The sequence below is a fragment of the Duganella sp. CF458 genome (assembly GCF_900113115.1).
Lineage (GTDB): Bacteria > Pseudomonadota > Gammaproteobacteria > Burkholderiales > Burkholderiaceae_D > Rugamonas.
The window spans coordinates 163,459-188,817 of sequence record NZ_FOOF01000008.1 but is presented as its reverse complement, the minus strand read 5'-3'; the positions used below and the strand labels follow the sequence as shown (position 1 = coordinate 188,817).

22 protein-coding genes are annotated in these 25,359 nt (G+C 64.1%); 12 read left to right on the top strand and 10 right to left on the bottom strand.

Annotated elements, in window-relative coordinates:
• The first annotated feature begins 10 nt into the window (after positions 1-10).
• Positions 11-847: a c-type cytochrome gene (locus tag BM269_RS14235; RefSeq protein ID WP_229204650.1), complete on the top strand. Its 837-nt coding sequence runs from the start codon at positions 11-13 to the stop codon at positions 845-847.
• Here the strand turns inward: BM269_RS14235 and msbA are convergent, their stop codons facing one another.
• Positions 848-2,668 carry a lipid A export permease/ATP-binding protein MsbA gene (gene msbA, locus BM269_RS14230; RefSeq protein WP_090437751.1) on the bottom strand — a complete coding sequence of 607 codons (1,821 nt, stop codon included), beginning with the start codon at positions 2,666-2,668 and terminating at the stop codon, positions 848-850.
• A gap of 100 nt (positions 2,669-2,768) precedes the next feature.
• On the opposite strand from msbA, the gene BM269_RS14225 reads away from it, so the two are divergent.
• Positions 2,769-3,566, top strand: a complete 798-nt coding sequence (locus tag BM269_RS14225) for an isocitrate lyase/PEP mutase family protein (protein ID WP_090437749.1) — start codon at positions 2,769-2,771, stop codon at positions 3,564-3,566.
• Here BM269_RS14225 and BM269_RS14220 read toward each other — a convergent pair.
• Complete coding sequence (locus tag BM269_RS14220) at positions 3,553-3,960, bottom strand: hypothetical protein (RefSeq protein ID WP_090437747.1); 408 nt, start codon at positions 3,958-3,960, stop codon at positions 3,553-3,555. The genes BM269_RS14225 and BM269_RS14220 overlap by 14 nt on opposite strands.
• A gap of 210 nt (positions 3,961-4,170) precedes the next feature.
• Between BM269_RS14220 and BM269_RS14215 the strand changes: the two genes are divergently transcribed.
• The 6 genes from BM269_RS14215 to BM269_RS14190 are packed head-to-tail and all read left to right on the top strand — an operon-like array spanning position 4,171 to position 13,228.
• Positions 4,171-6,408 (top strand): TonB-dependent receptor, encoded by a 2,238-nt coding sequence (locus BM269_RS14215; RefSeq protein WP_090437745.1) that lies wholly within the window; start codon positions 4,171-4,173, stop codon positions 6,406-6,408.
• Positions 6,409-6,419: 11 nt separating this feature from the next.
• Positions 6,420-7,220, top strand: coding sequence for a carotenoid biosynthesis protein (locus BM269_RS14210; RefSeq protein ID WP_090437744.1), 801 nt, complete (start codon positions 6,420-6,422; stop codon positions 7,218-7,220).
• Positions 7,217-8,581 (top strand): oxygenase MpaB family protein, encoded by a 1,365-nt coding sequence (locus tag BM269_RS14205; protein ID WP_090437741.1) that lies wholly within the window; start codon positions 7,217-7,219, stop codon positions 8,579-8,581. The genes BM269_RS14210 and BM269_RS14205 overlap by 4 nt, the downstream gene beginning before the upstream one ends.
• Positions 8,575-12,048: a hybrid sensor histidine kinase/response regulator gene (locus BM269_RS14200; RefSeq protein WP_090437739.1), complete on the top strand. Its 3,474-nt coding sequence runs from the start codon at positions 8,575-8,577 to the stop codon at positions 12,046-12,048. Before BM269_RS14205 ends, BM269_RS14200 begins: the two co-directional genes overlap by 7 nt.
• Positions 12,045-12,950 carry a diguanylate cyclase gene (locus tag BM269_RS14195; protein ID WP_090437737.1) on the top strand — a complete coding sequence of 302 codons (906 nt, stop codon included), beginning with the start codon at positions 12,045-12,047 and terminating at the stop codon, positions 12,948-12,950. Before BM269_RS14200 ends, BM269_RS14195 begins: the two co-directional genes overlap by 4 nt.
• A complete protein-coding gene (locus BM269_RS14190) occupies positions 12,950-13,228 on the top strand; it encodes an acylphosphatase (protein WP_090437735.1) in 279 nt (92 codons plus the stop codon). The genes BM269_RS14195 and BM269_RS14190 overlap by 1 nt, the downstream gene beginning before the upstream one ends.
• 38 nt (positions 13,229-13,266) lie before the next feature.
• Here the strand turns inward: BM269_RS14190 and lnt are convergent, their stop codons facing one another.
• Genes lnt through BM269_RS14175 form a run of 3 tightly spaced genes read right to left on the bottom strand, consistent with a single transcriptional unit; the run spans position 13,267 to position 17,380 of the window.
• The gene (gene lnt, locus BM269_RS14185) at positions 13,267-15,678 is read right to left on the bottom strand and encodes an apolipoprotein N-acyltransferase (protein ID WP_229204649.1); all 2,412 of its coding nucleotides are present in this window, start codon (positions 15,676-15,678) and stop codon (positions 13,267-13,269) included.
• Positions 15,675-16,304 carry a hypothetical protein gene (locus BM269_RS14180; RefSeq protein WP_090437733.1) on the bottom strand — a complete coding sequence of 210 codons (630 nt, stop codon included), beginning with the start codon at positions 16,302-16,304 and terminating at the stop codon, positions 15,675-15,677. Before BM269_RS14180 ends, lnt begins: the two co-directional genes overlap by 4 nt.
• Positions 16,301-17,380, bottom strand: a complete 1,080-nt coding sequence (locus tag BM269_RS14175; RefSeq protein ID WP_090437731.1) for an SGNH/GDSL hydrolase family protein — start codon at positions 17,378-17,380, stop codon at positions 16,301-16,303. The genes BM269_RS14180 and BM269_RS14175 overlap by 4 nt, the downstream gene beginning before the upstream one ends.
• A 174-nt stretch (positions 17,381-17,554) precedes the next feature.
• Between BM269_RS14175 and BM269_RS14170 the strand changes: the two genes are divergently transcribed.
• Entirely contained in the window at positions 17,555-18,526 is a 972-nt protein-coding gene (locus BM269_RS14170) for a ribonuclease Z (protein WP_090437729.1), read from the top strand.
• A 12-nt stretch (positions 18,527-18,538) separates the two neighbouring features.
• Positions 18,539-18,901 carry a cupin domain-containing protein gene (locus tag BM269_RS14165; RefSeq protein WP_090437728.1) on the top strand — a complete coding sequence of 121 codons (363 nt, stop codon included), beginning with the start codon at positions 18,539-18,541 and terminating at the stop codon, positions 18,899-18,901.
• Positions 18,902-18,913: 12 nt separating this feature from the next.
• Here BM269_RS14165 and BM269_RS14160 read toward each other — a convergent pair whose 3' ends face one another.
• Both BM269_RS14160 and BM269_RS14155 read right to left on the bottom strand, forming a co-directional pair.
• Positions 18,914-20,059, bottom strand: a complete 1,146-nt coding sequence (locus tag BM269_RS14160) for a hypothetical protein (RefSeq protein ID WP_090437727.1) — start codon at positions 20,057-20,059, stop codon at positions 18,914-18,916.
• 11 nt (positions 20,060-20,070) lie between these two features.
• Positions 20,071-21,825, bottom strand: coding sequence for an amidohydrolase family protein (locus BM269_RS14155; protein ID WP_139232745.1), 1,755 nt, complete (start codon positions 21,823-21,825; stop codon positions 20,071-20,073).
• Positions 21,826-21,958: 133 nt separating this feature from the next.
• Between BM269_RS14155 and BM269_RS14145 the strand changes: the two genes are divergently transcribed.
• Entirely contained in the window at positions 21,959-22,564 is a 606-nt protein-coding gene (locus BM269_RS14145; RefSeq protein ID WP_170860377.1) for a DUF3617 domain-containing protein, read from the top strand.
• Here the strand turns inward: BM269_RS14145 and BM269_RS14140 are convergent.
• Complete coding sequence (locus BM269_RS14140) at positions 22,561-23,283, bottom strand: class I SAM-dependent methyltransferase (protein WP_090437719.1); 723 nt, start codon at positions 23,281-23,283, stop codon at positions 22,561-22,563. The two genes, BM269_RS14145 and BM269_RS14140, sit on opposite strands and share 4 nt — an antisense overlap.
• Positions 23,284-23,442: 159 nt before the next feature.
• Here BM269_RS14140 and BM269_RS14135 point away from each other — a divergent pair, with 159 nt between their 5' ends.
• On the top strand, positions 23,443-24,234 hold the full coding sequence (locus BM269_RS14135; RefSeq protein ID WP_090437717.1) for a polysaccharide deacetylase family protein: 792 nt from the start codon (positions 23,443-23,445) through the stop codon (positions 24,232-24,234).
• A 35-nt stretch (positions 24,235-24,269) separates the two neighbouring features.
• Here BM269_RS14135 and BM269_RS14130 read toward each other — a convergent pair whose 3' ends face one another.
• Complete coding sequence (locus BM269_RS14130; RefSeq protein WP_090437715.1) at positions 24,270-24,890, bottom strand: 4'-phosphopantetheinyl transferase family protein; 621 nt, start codon at positions 24,888-24,890, stop codon at positions 24,270-24,272.
• A gap of 13 nt (positions 24,891-24,903) precedes the next feature.
• Positions 24,904-25,347, bottom strand: a complete 444-nt coding sequence (locus BM269_RS14125; protein WP_090437713.1) for an excinuclease ATPase subunit — start codon at positions 25,345-25,347, stop codon at positions 24,904-24,906.
• Positions 25,348-25,359: the final 12 nt, after the last annotated feature.

Here is a 25,359-nt window from a genome sequence, read left to right as displayed (position 1 = left end):
TTTCCCGATTGTGCGTCGCCTTATTGCTACCGCCGCTGTCACCCTATGCCTGGCCGGGCTGGCCGGGATGCTTGCGGCTACCGTGGTGCTGCAGGCCGGCTGGTACGACGCTTCCGCGGTTCGTCCGCATTTCCAGTTCGTGCACACGCTGATTGAGCGCGGCATGCAGCAGTCGGTACGCTTCCATGCGCGCGGCATCGTCGCGCCGAAGGCGCCGGCTGGCGCATTGGCGCGTGGTGGCGCATTGTTTCGCCAGCATTGCGAGCAGTGCCACGGCGGGCCGGGCAAGGCGATGGGCGTCATTGGCTTGAGCATGCAGCCGGTTCCCGGCCCCTTGGTCGACGCCGCGCGACGCTGGAAGGCGCGGGAGATGTATTGGATCACCGCGAATGGGATCAAGATGAGTGGTATGCCCGCCTGGCGCTTCCACCTGGACGAGCAAGAAATCTGGGACGTGGTTGCCTTCCTCGGTGCGCTGCCTGCGATGACGGCGGCCGACTATGCGCTGATCGAAAAGCCGGCGGCGGCGCCCCGGCCTGAGCCGGCCACGGGAACGGTCGCTGCGCCGGACCGTGCGCGCGGCAGGTTGGCGCTGACGCAGTTTGCCTGCCAGTCCTGCCACCACATCCCGGGCGTGACCGGGCCTCTGACGTTCGTCGGCCCCAACCTGGAGGGACTGGCGCAGCGCAGCTTCATCGCCGGCAAGCTGCCGACTTCCGAGGAAAACCTGGTGAAGTGGATCCGCGCTCCGCAACAGGTCAAACCCGGCACCGTCATGCCGCAGCTCGGCGTGCCGGAACGCGATGCACGGGACATGGCGGCCTACCTGCTGCAGGCCACGCAGTGATCACTGATCCAGTTGTTTTTGCGTCTGGTACAGGCGCGCATAAATACCGCCCTTTTCCAGCAGCGCATGGTGGCTGCCCTGCTCCGCAATCGCTCCGGCCGACATCACGACGATCCGGTCGGCGTTTTCGATGGTGGACAAGCGGTGTGCGATGACGACCGTAGTGCGGCCTTCCATCAGTTTTTCCAGGGCCGCCTGCACCTGCCGTTCAGACTCCGTATCCAGTGCGCTGGTCGCCTCGTCCAGGATCAGGATGGGGGCGTCCTTGTACAAGGCGCGGGCAATCGCCAGGCGCTGGCGTTGCCCCCCCGACAGGCGCATGCCGTTCTCGCCGACCTCGGTCTGGTAGCCCTGCGGCTGGCGCATGATGAAGTCGTGCGCGTAGGCCGCACGCGACGCGGCTTCAACCCGCGCCAGGTCCGGCGCCGGGTCGCCGTAGGCGATGTTCGCCGCCAGCGTATCGTTGAACAGCACCACATCCTGGCTTACCAGGGCGATCTTGCTGCGCAGCTCCGGCAGGCGGTACTCGCGCAGGTCGACTCCGTCCAGCAGGATGCGGCCGCTGCCAACGTCGTAAAAGCGCGGCAGCAGGCCGGCCAGCGTCGTCTTTCCGCTGCCCGACCCGCCGACCAGGGCGACCGTCTCGCCGGCCGCGATATCGAGCGAAACGGAGCGCAGCGCCGGTGCGGCTTCGGGATCGTCCACGTTGTAACGGAAGCCGACGTCGACCAGTTCGATGCGACCCTTCACGTTGTCAGCGCTCCGGGTGCCGGTATCGGCTTCCATCGGCGCATCGATCAGGCCGAACACCGACTCAGCAGCAGCCAGGCCGCGCTGCAGCGGTTCATTCAATTTGGTCAGGTTCTTGATCGGGCCTTGCAGCGACATCAGGCAAGTGATGAAGGCAACGAAGGCGCCCGGCGTCAGCGCGCCTGCCTGCGCGCGCAGCAAGGCGTAATAGATCACAGACGACAGCGTGGCGCCGACCATCAGCATGATCAGGCCGGAGTTCATGGCTGCGGTTGAGGCGTGCTTGACCGCCAGCTGGCGATTCATCTTGACCACTTCGTCGAAGCGCTTCTGCTCATAAGCCTGGCCGCCGAAAATCTTCACCACCCGTTGGCCGCCAATGCTCTCGTCCAGCACGCGGGTCAGTTCACCCATCGCTTGCTGGGCGCTGGAACTGAGACGGCGCATGCGGCGCGCAGCGATGGTCACCACCAGGGCCACCATTGGCAGCAGCACCAGGCAGAACAAGGCCAGCTTCCAGTCGATATCGAACAAGGCACCGAGGAAGCCGATCACCGCCACCGTATCGCGCACGGCAATGGTGAATACGCTCAGGCCCGCTTGCGTCACCTGGGTTGCATCGAAGGCGATGCGCGACAAGGTGGTGCCGGTCGACGACTGGTCGAAATAGCGGTTCGGCAGCCGCAGCACGCGGGCGAACATCTTCTCGCGCACATTGGCCTGCACGCGCTGGGTCAGCCACGCCGAACCGTAATCGCCGGTAAATGTGCTGACCATGCGCAGCAGGGCCAAGGCCATGATCAGGGCCGGAATCGCCCACATCGCAGCGGCGCCCGGATCGGTCGGCAGGATGCGGTCCAGCCAGCCATGTATCGTCGCCAGCGCGCCGCTTTGCGCCGCCGGGCCGGATGCGCCATTCGGCTGCACGGCGTCGACCACATTCTGGAGCTGGCGGATCAGCAGCACGTCGGTCAGCGAAGCCACACCCACGCCGAACAGGGTCACCAGGGCGGCCCACTTATAGGGGAGGAATTCCTTCAGCAGGCGGACGTAGAGTTGGCGGCTTTGCACTATGGTGGCGGGAGTAATTGGCAACCCCGAATTGTACCAAAGCAGGAATGCGGCAACCGTGGCAAAATGGCCTGCTCCCCAATGTGAAGGAAAAAAATACATGCGCAACGACACCCGATTTCACGCACTGCACCAGGAAGGCATCCTGCTGCTGGCCAATTGCTGGGACGGCGGCACCGCCCGCATCGCTGCCCTGGCTGGCGCCCAAGCGCTCGCCACCAGCAGCGCGGCGGTCGCCTGGGGCCATGGCTATGCCGACGGCTCCCAACTGCCAACCGCCCTGCTGCTGGAAACCGTACGCGACATCATTCGCGCCAGCGCCTTGCCGCTGACGGTCGATATCGAAGACGGCTATGCCTCCGACCCGGAAGCGGTGGGCCAGTTCGTCGGACAATTGGTGCAGGCCGGCGTGGTGGGCATCAATATCGAAGACGGCGGCTCCCCGCCCGAACTGTTGGCGCGCAAGATCAGGGCGGCACGCACTGCGGCCAAGGCAGCCGGCATCGACCTGTACATCAACGCCCGTTGCGACGTCTACCTGCGCGGGTTGGCCGAACCGGGGGCCCGCGTAGCGGAAACCCTGCGCCGTGCGGCGGTTTACCAGGAGGCCGGCGCCAGCGGCTTGTTTGCGCCGGGTGCTACCGACGAAGGCGACATCGCGGCTCTTGCAAAAGGTACAACGATGCCGCTCAACCTGTTGGCGCGCCCGAACCTGCCGGCCCCGGCCCGCCTGGCCGCACTGGGCGTGCGCCGCCTGAGCGCCGGTTCAGCGCCGGCGGAGGTCATGATGGGCCGGCTGAAGGCCTACATGGAACGCTTCCACCAGACCGGCGCCATCGACGACGAGCAGACCTTCCATTACGGCCCGCTCAACCAACTGATGTCTACTGCACGATAGTGGCGGGTTCGCTCCAGTAGAAGTACAGGTCCTTGGTCCGCCCGGCCTGTACCTGCACCTCGCGGCGCTGGACCTGGCCGTCGGCAGCCGTTGCCGTCACGCGGTAGCGGCCCGGCTCCAGGTTCACGAACATCAGCGGCCCCGCGTCGCGGGCGTTGACGTTGGTAGCCCCTTTCGTGTCGGAGATCTCGACCTGCACGTCCGAACGGTATTCGCCGGTGCCGCGGGTCGCGAAGGTCATGCGCACGTTGTAATCGGGCTTGCTTGCGAGCATTTGGCCGCGCTCTTCGATGCCGACGCCGCCAGTGACGAATTGCGGCTCATCGGCTGCCACGGCCGCGCCGATGGCGCTGCAAGCCAGGGTGAAGGCGAAAGTTATGTTTCGAGTAAACATGATGCACTCCTTTCCTTGTTCAGGCTTGCCGCCAGTATTCCCCTGCCGGGCCCGTCCCGCTATCAGTCATCATGTCGTATCCATGTCGGGGAAAGCCTACATAACCCTATTTCCTTAGTTGCCAAACTGATAGACTCTTGAACTTTGCTAGCAACAGTTTTAAGCAACGTTGCAAAAATAATCATATAAAGCAAGGCACTAGGGGTAATCATGTCGAATTGCGGGGCGAATCTTTGCCCGACCGTGCTGGCGGCCGCCGTCTCCAGCATGCTTTGCGCGCCGGCTTGGGCGCAAGGTCAAACTGGAGAGCAGCTGCCGGAAGTCCTGGTGACGGCCCAGCGCGTTGCCGCGCCCGAGTCGCGCACGCCGGTCGCCATGTCCGTGCTCACAGCCGGGCAACTGGACAAGTTCGGCATCGACAACGCCGCCGGCATCGGCAAGCGCCTGCCCAATGTGCACCTGGACGGCGCCCCCGACGGCCTGCGCATCACCATTCGCGGCGTGTCGAATTCCGACTCCACCGAAAAAGGCGATCCCTCGGCCGCGTTCATGCAGGACGGCATTTATATCGCGCGTCCGCAAGCCCAGAGCGCCGGTTTCCTCGACGTTGAGCGCATCGAGGTGCTGCGCGGCCCGCAAGGGACGCTGTATGGCCGCAATACGACAGCCGGCGTGGTGAACGTCATCAGCAATACGCCGGTCCGGCAATGGGAAGGTGCCGCCAGCCTCGCGCTGGGCAATTTCAATTCGCGCGTAGCCACCGCCATGCTGAACGCACCGGTCAACGACAGCCTCGCCCTGCGTGCCGCCGTGGCGGTCAACCGGCATGACAGCTACCTGCGCAACGGCCAGGGTACCGGTTTTGAGCTTGGCCACGACCGCGACGACCGTTCGGCGCGGCTGTCGGCCAAGCTGGCGCTTGGCCAGTCGGCTTCCCTGCTGCTGCGCTACGAGCACGCCACGCAGGACGGCAACATCGACAATGTAGTCCCGGATACCAATTTCTACCGGGGTGTTGAAGCCGGCAATCCTGAGTGGTACCCGGCCGCCACCGACGCCCGCCTGACCAACGCCTTCAAGCCATTCAATACCAGGCTCGAACAAGGCTACAACCACAAGTCGATTAGCGGCTTCGGCGCCGAACTGTCGTGGAACCTGGGGCCGGTCACGCTGGACTATCTTGGCTCGCACCGCAAGAACCAGCATGACTTCCTGGCCAACTTCTATTACCGCGTGCTGCCGACCGTGGCGATTGGCGTGCACGAGAATTTTTGGGGCGCGCAACGCCAGGATTCGCACGAACTGCGCCTGTCGACCAACGGCAGCGGTCCACTGAAGGCCCAGGGCGGCTTGTACCACTTCAGCGAAGAGTCGCACCAGCTCTATGTATTCCGCGACCTGCAGCTGGTCGAGCTGCCGCCCTACTATATTTTCCCGCATGGCCCGACGATCTCGCGCAGCAAAGCCGCCTTCGGCCAGCTTACCTACAGCGTGACGCCGGCACTGCGGGCCACGGCGGGCTTGCGCTATACGGATGATGAAAAATCGCGCGTCGGCTCGACCAACTTCCAGCAGGCGCGCGAATACAATCCCGCCACCGACTTCAAGATGCTGAACGACGCCGCGCTGGCCACGCACAAGACAACCTGGAAGCTGGGCGCCGAATACGACCTGGCTCCGGCGGCGATGGCCTACGCCAGCATCGCTACCGGCTACAAGTCGGGCGGCTTCAACGACGGCTGCCTGGCCGGGTCGAGCGCGCTGGGCATTCCGTGCCCCGCGGCGATTGCCGTTCCAGCCGACACGCTGTTCTACCAGCCCGAAACGCTGAAGTCCTTGGAAGCAGGCCTGAAAACCCGCTTCTGGAACAGGCGCGCCAGCTTGAACCTGGCCGTGTTCAGCTATGACTATACCAACCTGCAGTTGTCCGGCGTCGCCATCGTGGCGGGAGCGCCGCGCTTCGTCACCCGGAATGCCGGCGCAGCCAGTGTCAAAGGCCTGGAGCTTGATGGACAGGTGCGCGCGACCGCCGCCGACAGCCTCAGTTACGCCCTGACGCTGCTGGACGCCCACTACGTCAGCTACCAGCCCGACGGCGTGGTGTCGTGGGCCGGCGAAGCGCTGGACCGCGCACCCCGCTCGGTGTTCAGCCTGGGCTGGGACCATACCTTCCGCCTGCCTGCCGCGGCAATCGTTGCCGGCATCAATGCGCGGCGCAGCGCCGCCTACAACATCAGCGTTCCCAGCCAGTTGCTGCAATACCGGGTGCCGTCCCGTACCGCCAGCGACCTTACGCTGGCATACCGTCCCGACGGCGCCAACTGGAGCCTGATGGCCCGCGTGAAGAACCTGGAAAACAAGGTCCAGCCAGTGACGATCGACAGCTTCGGCATGGCGGTTCCAAGTGAACCAAGGACGTTTGACATCCGTTTCGACTACCACTTTTAACCTGGAGACGTATGAAGTCGCTGCTGAACCACCTGCCCCGCCTCACCCTCATCCTGCTGGCCGGTTTCCTGATTGCGCTGGCATCGCGCAGCTGGAGTGAAACCACCACGCTGCTGATCGTCAGTTCGATCCTGATGTTTGCCTGTTGCTGGGCGAGTGCGAGCCATTTCCTCGGTCACGCGCCGGCCTTCCGTTTCGTCGTCATCGCCTTGGTGCTGGGCTGGTTCGCAGAAGAGATGGGCGCGCGCTTTGGCTGGTTCTTCGGTTCCTATACTTATACCGACGTGCTGGGTCCGCGTATCGGCTCGGTGCCGTTCATTATTCCGCTGATGTGGTTTGCGCTGTGCTACGTCGCCTATGTGATCGGCAACCTGATCGTCTGGCAGTCGCCTACCGACGGCGTGCCGTCGACCCTGATGACCTTCATCATGGCCTTCCTCGGCGCCATGATCGTCACCGCCTACGACCTGGGCGCCGATCCCTACATGGTGTTCACGCTCAAGGCCTGGATCATGACCAAGACCGACGGCGGCTGGTTCGGTGAGACGCTGCAAGGCTTCGTCGGCTGGATGGCCGTGTCGTTCGCCATCATTTACGGCTTCCGCCTGACGCTGCGCAACAAGCCGCCGGTGCCTAGCAGCCGCATTACTCCGCTCTATGCCCTGGTCCCGCTGCTGATCTACGGCGGCAGCATGGTATTCCAGGCCCTTAAAGGCAACCCGATCGAGACCCGCACCATCGCCCTGTTCGCCATGGGGATTCCCGTCCTGACCGGGCTTTGCGGCTGGATGCGCTGGAAGGAAGCACAATGAACGCACCCATTGCGATCGCGCCAACCCTGCGCGCCGATCCGCTTGCCGATGACACCATCGCGGCCATCCTGCATGGCCACGACGGCAGCCAGTGGGACGCCATCGCGATCGTCAACCGCTTGCTCGGCCAATGGCAGAGCAACGCCATCGTAGCCGGTTGGCGCGCGCCGGAAGGCACGCCGGCGCCCATCGCCACCGCACTGGAAGCCTACCTTGCGGCGGGAACCAAACTACCCGATTGGGCCGACAGCGCCAGGATCGCGCGCTCGGAAGACCTGTTCTTCGACATGAGCATGCTGTCCTGCAGCCTGCTGTTCTGCGCCAGCCTGCCGGAATGCTATGTGGTGCCGGACCTGGCCGGCGTGCTGCACGTCGCCGGCCAGCTTGAGGCGCATACCGATTATCGCGTGCGCTCCACGGCCGCCATGATTTTCCCGGTCATGATGCACGGCGGCCTCACCACGCCGGAAGGCGGGGGGGTGGCCCAGATCCTCAAGGTGCGCCTGATCCACGCCACCATCCGTCACCTGATCCTGCGCGGCAATCCTTCCGATGCAGTACTTGATGGCGGTATCGCCGTGGCACCATTGGATGCGCCTTGCCGCAACGTGCACGACACGCTGTACAACAACGGCTGGGACGTGGCCGCCAACGGCCTGCCCTGCAACCAGGAAGAACTGGCGTACACCCTGCTCACCTTCCATTACATCTTCCTGCGCGGCCTGCGCAAGCTTGGCCTGGGCTTGCCGCAGCAAGACGAGCAAGCCTACCTGCACACCTGGAACGTGGTCGGGCATATCCTCGGCATCGAGTCCGGCCTGATGCCGCAAACCATGGAGCAGGCCGAGGCCAGCTTCAACGAGATCCAGGCGCGCGCCCGCCTGTCGCCCTACCTGCCCGACCCGCGGCCCGAGCTTGGCGCCGCCCTGATGAAGGCCATGCAGGACCAGATCCCGCTGCGCATCCTGAAGCCGTTCCCGGTCCTGCTGACGCGCTACCTGTGCGGCAAATCGGCCCGCCTCGACCTGGGACTCAACCAGCGCGTCAACCTGCTGTCGCGCGCCCTGTTCATCGGCGGCATGGTCATGGTGCGCGGCTTCGATGCTTTGGTGCGCCTGGTGTTCCCCAACTTTTCGATCTGCCGCATGATCACCCGCATCTTCGGCTACCAGTTCACCGTGAAATTCCTGATGGACCAGACCCGCCCTCTGAAACTCCCGCCGACGGTACTGAACCAGGTCGATCACGCCGTGCGCGGCTGGGGCAAGGACCCCAAGGCCCCGGCATGGATGAATGCACTGGAAGCGCGCCTGGCAGGCCGCGCCCCGGCCAAGCCGGCGGGAGACCAGCAGCCATGCTGAAGCGCTTCATCCTCGCGCTGTTCGCGCTGTTGCTGTCCTTGGCGGCGGTTCCCGGCTTCGCCGGCACCGCAGGCGGCGCAGGCAGCGTCACCAGCGCGCCCCTGGTGCTCGACGAGCGGCCTGGCTCGCACGACGCCTGGCCCGCCGTCACCATCCTGAAAGACCCGGGCGGCACACTCAGCGCGGCGGAAGTCCTGGCAGCGGCAGCCGGCTTCCAGAAACCGGAATCGGCCTATGCGACCCTGGGCGTCAACAAAGGCACCGTGGTCTGGGTCCGTATTCCCGTTTTCGTGCCGGCCGACGCCACCGGCGAATGGACCCTGAACATCGACTACTCGCAGATCAACCGGGTCGACGTCTTTGCCGCCACCGACGGCGCGCTCCACAGCCACACCGTGACCGGCAACCTGCAACCGGTGGTCGCTCCCGGCGGCGGCGGCCGCACGCCGGCGGCTGCTTTGCGCCTGACGCCCGGCGCCGACCATGTGGTCCTGCTGCGGGTTGAGAACATCGGTTCGATGATCCTGCCGATCAATTTCTCGAAGGCCGCGGTATACCACTCCTCCGCGCTCGCCGAGCAGATGCTGCAAGGGATGCTGATCGGCCTCAGCCTGTGCCTGCTGCTGTATAGCCTGGCGCAATGGGCCAACCTGCGCGAGCCGCTGTTCGGCAAATACTCGCTGCTGATCGCCGGCACCACCCTGTTCTCGTTCGAATTCTTCGGCCTTGGCAGCCAGTACATCTGGCGCGACAACGTCTGGATGACGCTTCATGCCGGCGGCCTGTTTGCGCTGATGGCATCCTGCGGCGGCTACCTGTTCGTCGAGCAGTCGCTGGCCCGACCCGGCGTCGACCGCACGTTCTCGATCCTGATGAAGGGCGGCGCCGCGCTGGCCGCCCTGTTTGCCGTTGCCTATTGCCTCGACGTGATCAGCATCGACGTCCTGGTCATCATCGTCAGCACCCTCGGCCTGCTGCCCATGCTGCTCGGACTGCCCGGTGCCTACCAGCGTGCCCGCCGCGGCGACTCCGTCGGCATCTACTTCATGGTCGGCTGGGCGGTCAGTTTCCTGTCGTCCGTGGTCCTGAGCCAGGTTATCAGCGGCAAGCTGGCCGCCAACTTCTGGACCATGCACGCCCTGCAGTTCGGCAATGCCTTCGACATGCTGGTCTTCATGCGCATCCTCGGCCTGCGCACCAAGGCCATGCAGAACGCCATGTTGCGCGCCGAAGCGGCTACCCGCCTGAAGTCGGATTTCCTGGCCAATATGAGCCACGAAATCCGCACCCCAATGAATGCCATCATCGGCATGAGCCGGCTGGCCCTGATGACCGACCCAAGCCCGAAGCAGCGCAACTACCTGGCCAAGATCCTTGGCGCAGGCGAGCACCTGCTCGGCATCATCAACGACATCCTCGACTTCTCCAAGATCGAGGCCGGCAAGCTGGCGCTCGAATCCGCACCGTTCAGCCTTGATGAATTGCTGGACCACCTGTCCACCCTGACCGCCATCAAGACGGATGCGCGCAAGGTCGAACTGGTATTCCGGGTTGAACGCGGCGTGCCGCAAAAACTGGTCGGCGATCCGCTGCGCCTGGGCCAGGTGCTGATCAACCTGACCAACAACGCCGTCAAGTTCACCGAACGCGGCGAGATCGTGGTCGCCGTCAAGGCAACCGAGCGCTCGGCCGACGGCGTGGTGCTGCAATTCAGCGTCAGCGATACCGGTATCGGTATGAGCGAAGAGCAGCTCGCGCGGCTGTTCCAGTCCTTCAGCCAGGCCGACAACTCGATCACCCGCAAGTTTGGCGGCACCGGGCTGGGCCTGAGCATTTCCCGCCAGTTGGTGGAGCTGATGGGCGGCAGCATCAAGGTCACCAGTACACCAGGCGTCGGCAGCCGCTTCAGTTTCACCGTCAAGCTCGGTGTCGGCGACGCCAGCACGGAGGCGGTCGCTTCGCCGACCGCCGGCCTGCAGCAGGCACGCGTACTGGTGGTGGACGACAGCGCCACGGCGCGCGAAGCGCTGGTGGAGATGCTCGGCACCTTCGGCGTAGCCGCCCACAGTGCCAGTTCCGGCGAGCAGTCGCTGAACATGCTGGTGCGCGGTGTCGAAACCGGCATGCCTTACCAGGTGGTGCTGATGGATTACATGATGCCGGGCTGGGATGGCGTTGAAACCATCCATCGCATCCACGCCGACCCGCGCTTCGCCGCCCCGCCGTCGATCCTGATGGTCAGTGCCTGCACCCGCGAAACGGTGCTGCAGGAAGAAGGCGAGCTGCCGCTGCAAGGCTTCCTGACCAAGCCGGTCGGCCCGGCGCTGCTCTACCACAGCCTGCTGCAGGTGCTGCGCCCGGAGATCGCACAGCCGGCCACCCTGCAAGGCGACCAGCGCGGCCTTCCGGCCGAGGAACTGGCCAGGTTGCATGGCGCCCGGGTCCTGCTGGTGGAAGACAATGCCAACAACCGCGAAGTGGCGGTCGACTTCCTGGAAACCGTGCGCGTGCACGTCGATATCGCCGTTCACGGCGGCGAGGCGGTCCGGATGGTGCAGCAAGGCGATTACGACCTGGTGCTGATGGACGTGCAGATGCAGGTGGTCGACGGCCTGAGCGCCACGCGCCAGATCCGCGCGATCCCGGCGCTGCGCGACCTGCCGATCCTGGCCATGACCGCCCATGCCATGCCGGACGACCATGCCAAGAGCCTGGAAGCCGGCATGAACGACCATATCACCAAGCCGATCGATCCGGACGTGCTGTTCCGGGCAATGCTGAAGTGGATCGCTCCCGCACGCCTGGTAGGCCGTACCATTCCCGGCGCTCCTGCCGCTGACAGCAGCGCCGCCCCGGTTGCCGTGGCTTATCCGCCGCTGGCGGGCGTCGACTGGCAGTACGCACTGGCACGCGCCGAGCGCGATCCGGCCATCCTTGCCAAGCGCATGCGCAGCTTCTGCAGCGAATACGGCAACGGTCCGGCCCAGCTCACCGCTGCACTGGCCGACGGGGACTGGAGCCAGGTCGAGCGCCTGGCCCACAACCTGAAATCCAGCGCCACCTATCTTGGCGCAGTCGGCCTCGCCCAGCTGTCCGACATCGTCGAAGCGGGCATCCGCGACGGCCGCCCCGAACGCTGCACCAGGGAAGCGGCCGACATGGCCAAGGCGCTGGGAATCATCCTGGCCGGCTTTGCCAATGCCTTGCAACCGTCGGCCGAGGCCGGCGGGGGCCAGGCCGCCGACTTCGGCCGCCTGCTGCGCGAACTCGATCGCTACCTGCGGGCCGACGACGCCCGTTCGGAAGACCTGTTGACCGAGCTGAGCGCCTTGCTGGCCGGCTCCGGCCAGGCCGCCCTGTTGGCGCGCATCCAGCGCGCCGTGGACGACATCGAATATCATGACGCCCTGAAACCGCTGGCCGAACTAGCGCAAGCGCTCGGCATCGATATGGAAATGAGTGCATGACCCAGGAGACGCAAAAAGTTCTGATCGCCGATGACGACGGCATCAACCGCCAGGTCCTCGCGACCCTGCTGAAGCCGGAATACGTGGTGCTGCTTGCCAAGACCGGCGAGCAGGCCATCGAACGCGCCCAGCGCCACCTGCCCGACCTGCTGATGCTGGACGTGATGTTGCCCGACATGGACGGCTACGAGGTATTGCGCCGCCTGCGCGCCGATCCGGCCACCGCCCACATCGAAGTCATCTTCATCACCGGCATGGGCCGGCCCGAAGACGAGGCGCGCGGCTTGAAGCTGGGCGCCGCCGATTACATCACCAAGCCTTTCAACACGACGGTGGTGATGGCGCGCGTCGCCACCCACCTGGAAGTGGTGCGCCAGCGCCGCATGCTGGAACACCTGGCGCATATCGACGGCCTGACCGAGCTGGCCAACCGCCGCCGCTTCGACGAAGTGTACGAAAGCGAATGGCAGCGTGCCACCCGCCACGCGCACACGATCTCGGTGGCGCTGCTGGACATCGATTGCTTCAAGCAGTATAACGACCATTATGGCCATCCCGCCGGCGACCGCACCCTGCGCGCCGTGGCCCGTGTGGCGCGCAATGCCATGCGCCGTCCCTGCGATGTCGCGGCACGCTACGGTGGCGAAGAGCTGGCGATCCTGATGCCGGAGACGGATGCCGCGCAGGCCCTGTACGTGGCCGAGGGAATCCGCGAGGCCGTGGCGCAACTGCTGATCCCGCACGAGCAGTCGATTGCCGCTCCGGTCGTGACGGTGAGCATCGGCGGCGCCACCCTGCCGTTGGGCGGCGGGGAAACCTCGGCCGTCCTGTTCGAGGCGGCCGACGCAGCCCTGTACCGCGCCAAGGAGGCGGGCCGCAACCGCGTCAACTGGAGGATGTGATGGCCAAGCGACTGATGATCGAGGGTGTGGTGCAAGGCGTCGGCTATCGCTACGCGCTGGCGGAACGCGCAAGCGCGCTCGGCCTGGCCGGCTGGGTGCGCAATCGTGCGAATGGTGCGGTGGAAGCCAGCGTGCATGGTCCTGCCGACGCGGTGAAAGCGATTATCGACTGGGCGCACAAGGGACCCAGTGCGGCACGTGTCAGCCAGGTCCACGTGGCCGACGATCCGGAAGCCGCGCCGCCGGGCGCCACCTTCGACATTCGCCCCACGCTCTAGCACGATGGCGATGATGGCGATGATGGCGATGATGGCGATTATGCGCCGAAGACCCTGAACAGGAGCCAGCCGGGCAGTGCAAGATAAAGCGCGGCATGCCCGATGCGCTCCAGTCCCTGCCTGGCGTCGATGGCAGCACGCGGGCGCAACAGCGCAACCAGCATGGTCGCGGATTCGATCACCGTGCGCACCAGTGCGGCCCCCAGCACCACACCGATCGTCCAGGCAGCCCACCAAAGTCCGAATGCGCCCAGGTATGCCGCCAGGCCAAAGCTGTAAAACTCGCCCAGTGCGCTGCCATATGCAATATGCTGGTGCAAGTGGAAGGCTGGCAGCGCAAGTGCCAGCGGCAACAGGACGAACTTCACCAAAGGATGATCGAGCCGCGTCGCCGGCGCCACCAGCATGCGCCAGCCGGACGCCTTTGCCGCAGGGGGCCCCCCGTGCACCGCCAATGCCGCCGAGAATGCTGCGGGGTCGGCAAGCGCGAGCCCATAGCCCGGAGATCTCCCGGAGCGCAGTCGCAATGCCACGCCGGGGCCAGGCACCGGCAAGCGCCACGGCTCGATCGCAGCCAGCTCGGCCAGCCCCAGCATCAGTTTCTGCCGTCCCCGCGCCAGCACCAGCCGCCCTTCACTCACCGAGGCTTGCGCCGAGAATGCCCTGAGCACCAGCCAGGCGATCGCTTCCGGCACCAGGAAAAACAGGCCAAAGATGCGCAGTTGCGCCAGGGTGTTGGTGCGCAGCGGTTCATTCAGCAACAAGGCCACGCACATACCCAGCAAGCCTGCCCGCGAAATCACCCGCAGCAAACCCGCAACGATGCGCGCCGCCGGCGGCAAGACCGCCACGCGCATCGGGAATGCCGGCTGCGGCACGCGCGCCTTGGCGCCCTCGCCCTGCGGCTGCCACGCCTGGCTGAGCGGCCTGACAGTCAGCACAAGAAGCAAGGCACAGCATGCCAACCCGACCCAGTCGCCCCACAGCACAACCAGGGTCGGCACCGGCGAGCGTACCGGCAGATCGGCAATCACCAGGGCCGGTTCGCCGACCTTGGTGCCTGCCAGGATATCGCCGCTTGCATCGATCGCGGCGCTGAAGCCGTTGCTGGTTACGCGAAACTGCGGCAAGCGGGTTTCGATGCTGCGGAAAGCGGCCGCCGCCTGGTGCAGCCGCGCGCCAGGTCCATCGCCGCTGAACCAGGAATCGTTCGACATCGTCAGGATCACCTGCCCGCCAAGCCGCGCACCTGCGACGGCCAGGCCGGTGTCGACATCGTCGCGGCAGATCAGCGGCAACACGGGAATCTCGCGGCCATCCGCCAAGCGCAACGGAAAGACCCTGGCCCCGCTACCGGCCACCCAATTGCCGGCCCACGGCAGAATGCGCCGCACCAGCTGCCCGTCCAGCCATGCAGGCAAATACTCTGTGAACGGGAACAGATGCGACTTGCGGTACATGCCGACCAGCCCCCGACCGGGTTGCATGAAGGCAGCGGCGTTGTACTCGCCGCGGTCATCCCGGTCATATGTTCCGAAAACCAGCGGTACCGCAGCCGCATTGACGTAATCGGCGATCTCGCGGTCGAACTCCGCCCCCGAATTACTTTTCGGCTTGCCGAAAGTGGTCGGATAGGCGGTCTCGGACCAGAGCAGTGCCTCCGCACGCTGGCGCGTGACTGCGTCATAGCCCATCGCGAAATGCCGGTCCAGCACTTCCCGCACGACAGCATGGGCGCCCTTCTCCTGCCTCTGCCGTTCATAATCAACCAGGTTCGCCTGGATCAGTGCCATGCGCAGCGGCTTGCCAGCCGGTGCTGGAATGCCCGACAGCGCGACCGCACCGTAGGCTGCCAGCACGGCGGGGGCCAGAGCGGCCAGCGCCAACGGCTTGGCGAACGAACGCCAGCCCTCGCGGTAGCGCACAAGGCCCGCCGCCACGCCCTCGTTGGCAAGCAACAGCAAGAGCGTCAAGCCGGCGGTTCCGCCCACATCCGCCGCCTGCCGCAGCAGGCGCGAAGGATACAGGCCGTAGCCCAGCGTATCGCCAAGCATGCGCGGCACCAGCCACTCGAGCGCGATCCAGGCTGCCGCCGCAGCCAGCGCGCGCGCACCGCGCCCGTACCAAGGCGCCAGCGCGTAGCGCACCAGCGCATAGGCAAAGAACTGCGGCTGGAACAAGGGGGCGGCAAGCAGCAGCAGGGCCATCCCCGTCCCTTCGCCGAGCTGCGTGTATCGCCCAAGGGCCGCGCCGAACCATGCGAAGCCGGCCGCTGTGTAGGCCAGCGACATCGCCCAGGCGCACAGCAGCGTTCCGGCAACCGACCGGCGCCCATCGAGCGCGATCAGCCATGGGACGAGAAGCACGAAACCGAGCACCCAGCCCGCGCCTCCGCGCGCATACAGGGCAGTCATCGCGGCACTGGCAAGAACGCTGGCAAGTATCTTCATCGTCCGGAGCTATCGGCAGGAGGAGGAATCACAATGCGCCGCAGCGGCAAGCCGGGCGGCGCCATGTCAGGTGGCACGACGCGGTCCTTCGGCATTGCAAGCGGCCGGTTCGAGGCATCGTAAAGTTGGAATTCCGGGGCAAACATCAGGATGGGTTCAATCGCCTGGCCATCGTCGGTCACCTGATGGTGGCGCACATAGCCCGTCGGCAGCGCGAAGTCTTTCGGCACCGCCAGTCCCACCACCGGCGGATTGGTGCCGGGCGGGTTGAACGCCCCCAGGCCGGTGTGCACGCCCTGTTCGTGCAAACGTTTGATGACCTCGTTCATGGTCGGATTTTCGCCGCGCATGACGTAGCTGCGCAAGTCGCGCGTCGGATCGGCGTCGCCTTCCGGCGCAGGATGCATGGGACCCTGGCGGGCTTCGCGCGCAACTGCTGACGCGGCAGTGGCGGCGGAGGCTGGTCGTCCGGCAGCCGCCACATTCGCCGGGGCCGGCGTTTGGCCAGCCCCCGCAGCCGCGTCATCGCGCGCAAAGTACCAAAGGAAGAACACCAGGCTGGCCGCGCCAACGGCCAGCAGCAGCGCCGCCGCCAGGTAACCCGGGCTGGGGCGCCAGGAACTCACGGCGTTGGCGTGTTGAAGACCGAAACCGCCCACCCCATGCGTTCATGCCCGAACTGGTTCCAGATCGGGTTCTTGCCTGAACTGAAGGAGGTGTAGCGCGGCGCCCCGGTGCCGGTAGTGCCGCCGAACAGCCCCGCCGTCACGGTGCTGCCGGTGTAAGTCGGGTGCGTATCGTCCGACTGGATGTAGTCATAGCTGCTGCCGGCCGATACGAAGTGCGTGTTGGCGTCGCGGATGGTGGAACGCAAGGTCGACGTAATGCGCGTCACATAGCTGGCCTGGCTCTCGCCCGCCACATAGCGCAACGCATCGGAATCGGCCATGCCGTCGCCATTGCTGTCGTAATCCGCACCCATGTATTGGGCGAAGTTGTCGGCGCACTGGAAACCCTTCTGGCGCGCCGTATCGCACATCATGAAGTTCATGCGTGCCAGCGCGGGCAGGAATTTCTGCTGCATGTTGACGGTGGCGCCGGTATTCGGGTCCTTGCAGGAACTCTGCACGTTGTCCGCCGAGTAGCCTGGATAGTGCAGGTTCGAGATGACCTTCACTTTCACGCCCGAGTAGGCGTTCGCGTTGATGTAGTCCATGGCTGCCGCGACATAGGTCTTGCAGCTGTTCTCGGCGGCAGTCAGCACCGCGTCGTCGCAAGTGCCGCTCTGCCCCTTGAAGGCGGAGCGGGCCTGCAACCCGTCATTGCCGCACATTTCGAACGTGACGACCCGGGTATTGCTGGCCTGCATGTAAGATCGCTCGGCAACAATTTTGTTATTGTAGACATCGGAAGCCACGGCGCCGGATTTGGCACGACGCACGCTTTCGATGTCGGCATTCCATGCCGCCGACAGGTATTCGGCGTCCACCGTCGGCGCCGAGTATTTGGCCGCGCTGGTGATCGAACCGTTATAGCCCGCATAGATCGAATCGCCATAGGCCACCACGCGGTACTTGGCGGTGGTGCCGGCGCGGTCGATGGTCCAGGATACGTTTTGGGTCAGGGTATTTGCGGTTGCTTGCCCCGCCAGGGTGAAAAAGACGACTGCGGCCAGAAGCGTGTTGCGGATGCGAGTTTGCATAGATTGTCTCCGATCATTGAAGTATTTATTCGAGTCGACCAGCCAACAACTCATCTTAGCGCCAGCCCGCCCGGCCACAAGCGCGTGGCTCGCCAGGACAATCAAATGGCCCCGAAGGCCTTGGCGCCTGTCGCGCGCAGGCCACGAACCGGCTCCGATGCGGCATAATATGGCATGCTGAAACTGACCTTCCTTGGCACCTCATCCGGCGTGCCAACTATCCGGCGCAACGTCACCGCGCTGGCCTTGCACACAACAATGAACCGCGACTGGTGGCTGGTCGATTGTGGCGAAGCCACCCAACACCAGCTCCTGCGTATTCCGCACACCGTCCACGAGCTGGTGGGCATCTGCATCACCCACGTCCACGGCGACCATAGTTACGGGCTGCCCGGACTGCTCGCAAGCGCCTCCATGAACGGCCGCAAGAAACCCTTGATCCTGGTTGCCCCGGCACCCGTCAAGGCCTGGCTCGATGCGACCATGCTGCACACGGAGCTCTTCCTCACGTTCGAGATCATCCACATCGACGTGGCCAGCCAGCAGTTGGTGCACCGGCAGGATGGCCTGGCGATCGAACGCTTCCCGCTGTCGCACCGCGCGCCAAGCTTCGGCTTCAAGTTCAGCTTCGAAAAGACGACATGGAAGATTGATAGTGACGCCCTGCGCGCACGCGGCGTGCCGCCCGGCCCGGCCTGGGGCCTGCTCCAGCATGGCAAGGATGTGCAGCTGGAAGACGGATCGACACTCTTGGCTGCCGAGTTCCGATCGGAACACGTCGAACGCGCGGTCGCGGTGATCGGCGGCGACAACGACACACCGTCGCTGCTGGCCGGAGCCTGCCGGGATGCCGACATCCTGGTCCACGAGGCAACCTACACCGAAGCCGTTTTGCAGAAAGTCGGTCCCGGTCCGCAGCACAGTTCAGTCCAACGCACTGCCAGCTTCGCCGCCACGGCTGAAGTGCCGAACCTGGTACTGACCCACTTCAGCGCCCGCTACGACAGCGCGGAAGGCATGGCCGAAGTGGAAGCCGAGGCGCGGCTGCATTACCAGGGCACGCTGTTGCTGGCCCGCGATTTCGATACCTATGAACTCAACGCCGGTGTCCTGGCCAGGCTGGCGCCGGCCCCGCGCGTGAAATGACACCATGACACCATGACAGCAATCACCGAATTCCGTAACCAGTTGCCGGCCCCCGAGTATGACCACCCGCGCGAAGAGCGCCGGCTGGAGGGCAATCCCAAGCGCACCACCTGGAACCATTTCACCAATGCCAGCGGCGAAGTCCACGCCGGCATCTGGGCCTGCGGGAAAGGCAGCTGGCGCATCGCCTTCGCTCCCAACAAGGATGAGTATTTCTGCGTTCTTGAAGGCCGCTGCCGGGTGATCGACGAAAATGGCCATGCCGCCGAAGCCGGGCCCGGCGACGCGCTGGTGATCCCGGCCGGCTTCAAAGGGGTGTTCGAGGTCCTTGAGCCGGTCCGCAAGCACTACGTCATCGTCGAGCGGCAGCCGTAGGCCGCCACCCGGTCAAGCACAAGACGGCCTGCGGGTGTTCCCGGTCGTGCTTTCCTGGCCTGGATTTGCAAGATTCAGGAAGGTTGCGCTGACTCTGCTGCGCATTTCCTCCATGCCGTCATCCGTCGCCGGCCTGGCGGCGCGCAGGATCCGGATGATATTGGCGCCGACGTTGACCGGGTTGCGCGGTTCGCCCATCGCCGCCGCCCAGGCGCCATTGATCGGATTCCGGTCGTGGCAATTGTGCCAGTCGCCGTCCTGGCCCTGGTAGCTGTGGAACTCCTTGACAGTGCCCCAGGCAAAACTGCCGCCTTCACTGACTTCCCGCTCCACATGCCCACCCGCATAGCTGTCCTGGACGATATGCAGGAAGCTTCCCAACGCCACATCCTTCAGGTTGAGGGCCGCGCGATCGCGGTCGGCCCGGAACATGGTGCCCACGCGCCACTTGGCCATGTTCTTGTTGTCCCGCAGATGGGGGCGCGACGGGAAAATCTTCGCCCAGTGGAACCTCGCATTCGTTGAAAGCATGGGCACGACCTGTTCCAGGCGAGTATCGTCAACCACCAACCCGGCCTGGATCAAGGCCACCAGCTCGGCCCACATGAGTATCTTTTCGCGCACCTCGGTAGCTGCCACCTTTTCCTCGCTCATGGCATGCAGGAACTGCATATCGTAAAAATGTGAGCGAACGATCATCGCCAGCAAGGTCGGATCGTCGGTTTCGACTTTGGGGTGCGTCTTCCCATACAGCATTTGCGATCCCCAACATGGCAGGCTATTGGTCGCCTGCAGCTTCAATTTGCAGAACAAATACATTGCCCCGGTCCGCACGACATACGGCGAATCGTTCCACCTTACGCCATACAGCAAGCTGCGCCCGCTGTCGGTGGCGGCCAGCTTCTCCAACTCAACGCCCGCAGTCCCTGTTGCCGTGGCCTGGGCCAGTGAGCGTAAGGTCATTTGTTCGTGCACCGGATCAAAGAAGGCGTTCGGGTGACCTTTCTCGGCGCCGAGTTCCCGCATTGCCTTGGCGCGTTCTTCCGCCGCCGCCTTGGCGTTGCCTTTGAACGCCCAAGGGTCCAGCTTATAGGCCTGGGCGTTGGAGGCGCAAGCCGCCACGCACGCGAGCAATATCATCTTGCGAACCTTAGACATCGGTAGTCTCCTTATGCCGCTTTTGGCTGGTCGATCTTACGCATCCAGTCCGGCGTCGGAATCTGGTGCCGGTCGTAGAATTTTTGCAGGCGCAAGCGCGTCGGCTGGCCATTGCGCAGGCCCGCGAAATCGGCGGCATTTTCGCCGAAGAACTTGCGGGCCACCAGCTTGCTTTCGAATACTTCCTCGAAATTCGCCAGATAGGACTCGATATGCCCTTGCGTGATCGTCATTTCCCAATCGGTGCCGTACATGAAGCGATTTGCGAGCGAAGCGCTGCCCTTGCCATCGGTTTCCTTGATCAATTGCGCAATGGCCGTCTTGAAGCTCTCTTTATGATCGACGGCTTCAATGAAGTAACCGGAATCCGCATACGCATTGCGGCCAACACCGTTGACCTGCATCAGCCCGGCGAACTCCTTGGCCCGGACATATGCGCTGGCCTCACTCCCGCCAAACCCTGTGTCGCCGAAATGCCCGAAATTGATGCGCAGTCCCGGGAACTCCTTCAGCGCACACGCCCAGTATTCGGCCGCAGCCAGGCCTTCGAAATCGCCCGATGGGCCGTTCGATTGCGCCGTATGCGCCATGATGGGAATGTCGTTGTCGACGCAATGCCGGTACAGGGAGCGCAGCGCCGTATCGAGGCGCTGTCCAAGGTCGGGCAGCAACAGCCGCTCGTCGAACCATTCCTGGCGCCAGAACGCCGGCGATCTTTCTTGCAGCCTTTTATTGCCCAAAGCCGCGAACCCCATCGGTGGATAGAGCTTCACGCCGATACAGCCGCGATCGAGCGCATCCTTGACCAGCTCCAGTGAGCTCGATGGCGCCAGATGCAGGCCAAATGCGACCTCGCGCAAGGGATCGAACGGCACAAAGGCATGGACACGGCCGCCCGTTACGATCGCCATCTGCTCCATTGTTTCCACCTGCCCGGCCAGCGACGACGCGGTCGGGCTACCGCCGGCCAGCCACCAGTCGTAATCGACCATCATCGGCATCAGCAGGTCGATGACCCGCTTGCCTGGTACGTTATAGAGGCCCAGGTAATCGTGCACGCTGACGTACCGGTACTGGAAATTCTGAATGACAAACGCGATAGCACCGCGCGCGCTGATGCGGGCGATAGCCACCAGTCCCTCGCCCGCTGCGGCGCTTCCCAGGTACTTCCGGTAGTCGCCATACGTCGGCATCTTTGAAACCAGCTCGATTTCGTCGGCTACCGCGGCTTCAGCCTGGATCTTCATGTCCAACGCCAAAGCCTGGTCCTGCACCTTCCGCCTCGCACTCTTCAGGGCTGGCGAGGCATTGAGCGCATTCGTCAGCTCCTGCACGGCATTCCTGAATGCCCTGTCAGCCATTGCCTGCACCAACGTCGATATCGCGGGCTGGCCGCTACGATCGCCACAGGTTGCGAGTTTGAGCTTGATTTTTTCCAGTTCGGCCAGCTCCTCCCTGGCCTTGGGCGCGTTGGACCAGGCAGCCGTCTGCAGCAACGCCCCGATGATGGCGGCAACGCTGCCCGGTACGCCCACCTGGCGCGACATGACAAGTTCGAGAAATCTTTTGACCGGAAGGTCGGTTCCATTGAACACATGGGCGTGGACATCGATCGTCAGTTCCGCCTTAAGGTCGCTGACCGCGCCGCTGTTCGGGCAATAAGGAACAATCTCCCGCGGGCCAAAAAGACAGCAGCCACTCAGGACTGGAAGACCCAACACACCTGCATACTTCAGGAAACTGCGGCGACGCTCGATGCCATTCACGATATCCCCTGTCTGGTTTATTGTTGAGAAAGGCTAATCATTAAACAACATCTTCGCAACAAACTGGTGAAACTCGCGCCGCAACTCGATGCTTTTTTGCTATTCTTCGCTCCTTTCGCCAAAAGGAGTACCAATGAACTACGCCATCAAAGCCCTTGCGCTCAGCGCCAGCCTCGCCACCGTCTGCCTGCATGGCCATGCGGAAGTAATCCCTCTCAAACTGGCACCGGGCCTGTGGGAACAAACCCGCGTCACCATGATCAATGGCCAGGATGTGGAGGAAGCGATGCGCAAAGGCCGGGAACGCATGATGGCGCGCCTGACGCCTGAACAGCGCAAGCAGATGCAGGACCAGATGGGCCAAGGCGGCAACGCCGGCGGGACCCAGACCTGCCTGACGGCTGCCCAGGTGGCCAAGGGCGTCGACACCGAAGACATCAAGCGCAAGATGGAGCAGTCGTCGCAAGGCTGCAAGCTGGACATCATTTCGGCCAGCAGCTCCGGCGCCAAGTTCAAGGCGGCCTGCATGGGTCCACAGGGGACCAACTACAACGGCAGCGGAGAATACATCGTCGCCAACAGCAAGGAATGGCGCTTCAAGATGGTCGGCGACGGCAAAGTCACCGGTCCGAATGGCGCACCGGTGCCGCAAGCGGGCAACTTCCACGCCACCCAGGAAGTGACCGCCCGCTGGAAAGGCAGCGACTGCGGCAAGGTAGCGCCGCAGCAGGAAGGTTAAGGCTTGACCGCCACCAGGTTGATCAGGGTTTCTTCACGCACCGCCGGTGGATTGATGCGCAACACACGCTCCATCAATCCCAGGTCCTCCCGGCTCCACCACAGGAATGGGTAGGACACCGCGCTGTCCGGTACGTTGAAACCGGCGTCGCGCACCATGGCCAGGTATTCCGGCGCGGTTTTCTGCACGTCCATCGGATGGCGGAACAACAGGCGGATGATCCACGAATGGATGTAACGCTTGGTCGATTCGGCGAACAGCAGCACGCCGCCCGGCTTGAGGACGCGGAAGAATTCGCGAATCGCGTTTTCCTGGTCCACCAGGTGGTGGAATGTCTGGTGGCAGAACAGCAGGTCGACCGAATTGTCTTCCAGCTTGATGTTGGAGCTGGAGCAGCAGATGAATTCCGTCTTGACGTTGTGCGCAGCCACTTCCTTCGCCGCGTGTTGCAGCATCTCCGGGTCGATGTCCATGCCGATCAGGCGTTGCGGCGCGAAGCGCTGGTGCAGCTTCGGCAGGGAACGGCCAAAACCGCAGCCTACATCGGCCACCACGCCAAAACTGGCCGGCGCATTGGGCATCAGGCGCTGCAAATCCGCCAGCGCGCGTTCCAGCACGTGCACCGTCCACGTTTCAGTCCGCAAGAACCATTTGCCAAATGCCGTCTCTTCAATGTGGACTTCACCGGACGGCGGGACGACTTCTAAACTAGCGCTCATATCTATTTTTCTGTTCAAGTTGATTCAAAGGGCGGGCAAGAACCGGCCCGGCAAATCACGTACAATGTCGGGCCAACCGAACTAGTCGAGCCTTTTGCCGTGTTTTTCCTGCGCCTGCTTCTTGCTGCCCTAACAATATTGCTACTTCCTTCCGGAGCGATGGCGCAGGCCGACCAAGCCCCTGTGCGCTTCCTGCTCACCTTCGACGATGGCCCGGCATGGGCGCCCTACTTCAACCCCACCGTGCGCATCCTTGAAACCCTGGAGAAAAATCCTTACCAGGACAATATCAAGGGCGTGTTCTTCACCCAGACCCGTGCCTGGAGCGGCGGCGGCACCGAAAGGGGCCGCGCGCTGATCCGGCGCGAACATGCCGAAGGCCACGTGGTCGCGCTGCACTCCGCCACGACCTTTCATTCCAATCACCGTCTCATGAGCCGCGAAAAGCTCGATGAGACCCTGCAGCTTGGCGTCGCCGACCTGGTTGCCGAAACCGGCGTGGCGCCCAAACTTGTACGCCCGCCATTCTGGGCCTACGACGCCGATACCCTGGCGTCCTACGAAGCGCATGGCATGCGCATGCTGCTGACCGACCTGAGTGCCAAGGACGGCGTCATTTACGTCTTCAACTTCAGCTTCCGCAAGCGCTCCAACATGCTCAAGATGCTGGCGGAAACGCGCAAGCGCTGGGCTGCCGGCGACATGCCGGTGGTGGACGGCGTCACGCCGGTCGTGGTCACTTTCCACGACGTCAACAGCCACACCGCCCGCCACTTCGAGGAATACCTCGGGATCCTGCTCGACGTGGCGCGCGAACTGGAAATTCCCCTGTCCGACAAGCCTTTCTACGACAACCGCGAAGAGCTCGAACGCGCGGCCATGGCGTCGACTGTCGATACTCCCGACGGCGCCCCGCCCCTGCCCGGCCTGTGGCACTGGCTCTGGCAGTAACGCATTGACGCATTAACGCATCAACGCAGCAAGCATCAGGGCAGCGTGACCAGCACCGGCTGCGGCACGCTCGCCAGCTGCACGGGGCTGCACAACACCACCGACAACTCCTCATGCGGCACGGCGACGCAATAGGCACCCACCGCCATTCCGAGCTTGATCCGCGCTTCCTTCTCGCTCCACAACCGGTAAAACCCCGCCACCCGCTCCGCTTCCTCCCAGCGTTGCATCTGCTGCCAGCGCGCCATTTCATCGGCATCGAAGGCTTGCTTCGCCAGCGCGGCCAGGTCGCGCGACGAATCGCGCACTTCAATATCCAGGCCCACTGCATGCTCGCCGACGGCGCATGCCACCCAGCGTCCGCTGTGGGAAATGCTGAAGCCGGGCGTGGCGCCAGCCGGCGCCGGGGTCAGCAACCGCGGCGCCAGCCCGGTGCGCTCTTCCAGCAGCACTTGCTGCGCCGGCACCCGCAACAGCGGCGCCAGCGCCATGCGCAGCAGCACGCGGCCGGCAATGAACTGGCGCCGGCGCTGCTCGCGTACAAAGCGGCCGTGGCGCGCCAGTTCGCCCGGTGTCAGCCAGGCCAGGTAGCGCTGCAGGTCCGCACTGGTCAGCGCACCCGCATCGGCCAGCCAGAGCAAGGTCCCGCGCGCCATGCGCCGCGCCTGCTTATTTGGCCAGCTTGACGAAATCGCCTTTCAGCGCCACGCCGGCCATCAATGCGCCATCCGCGCATTCGAATTCGGTAGCGCTGGCGAATTCAACATTCTTGAAGTTGCTGACGATATTGATGACGGCATCCGCGCCCAGGTCCTGCGCACGCTTTTGCAGTTGCAGCATGGCCGACAGGAACACGTAATTGCATGCTTTTTCAGGCGACTTGCCGAAGCCATTGGTACGCTGGCTGGTCTTGTCGGTAATGATCTTGCTGGCAACAGCTGGCGTTGGCTGGCCGGCGAAGAAGAACTTCACCGAATTGCCCAGGCGGGCCTGGGCGTCGTTAGCCGCCATGGCGCCTTCGATCGGCAACTTCAGCATGTCGTTGCCTGCCGATGCAGCCGAAGAAGCCAGGGTGGCGGCTGCCATTACTGCTACCGAAATCATCTTTTTCATCTAGTCTTCCTC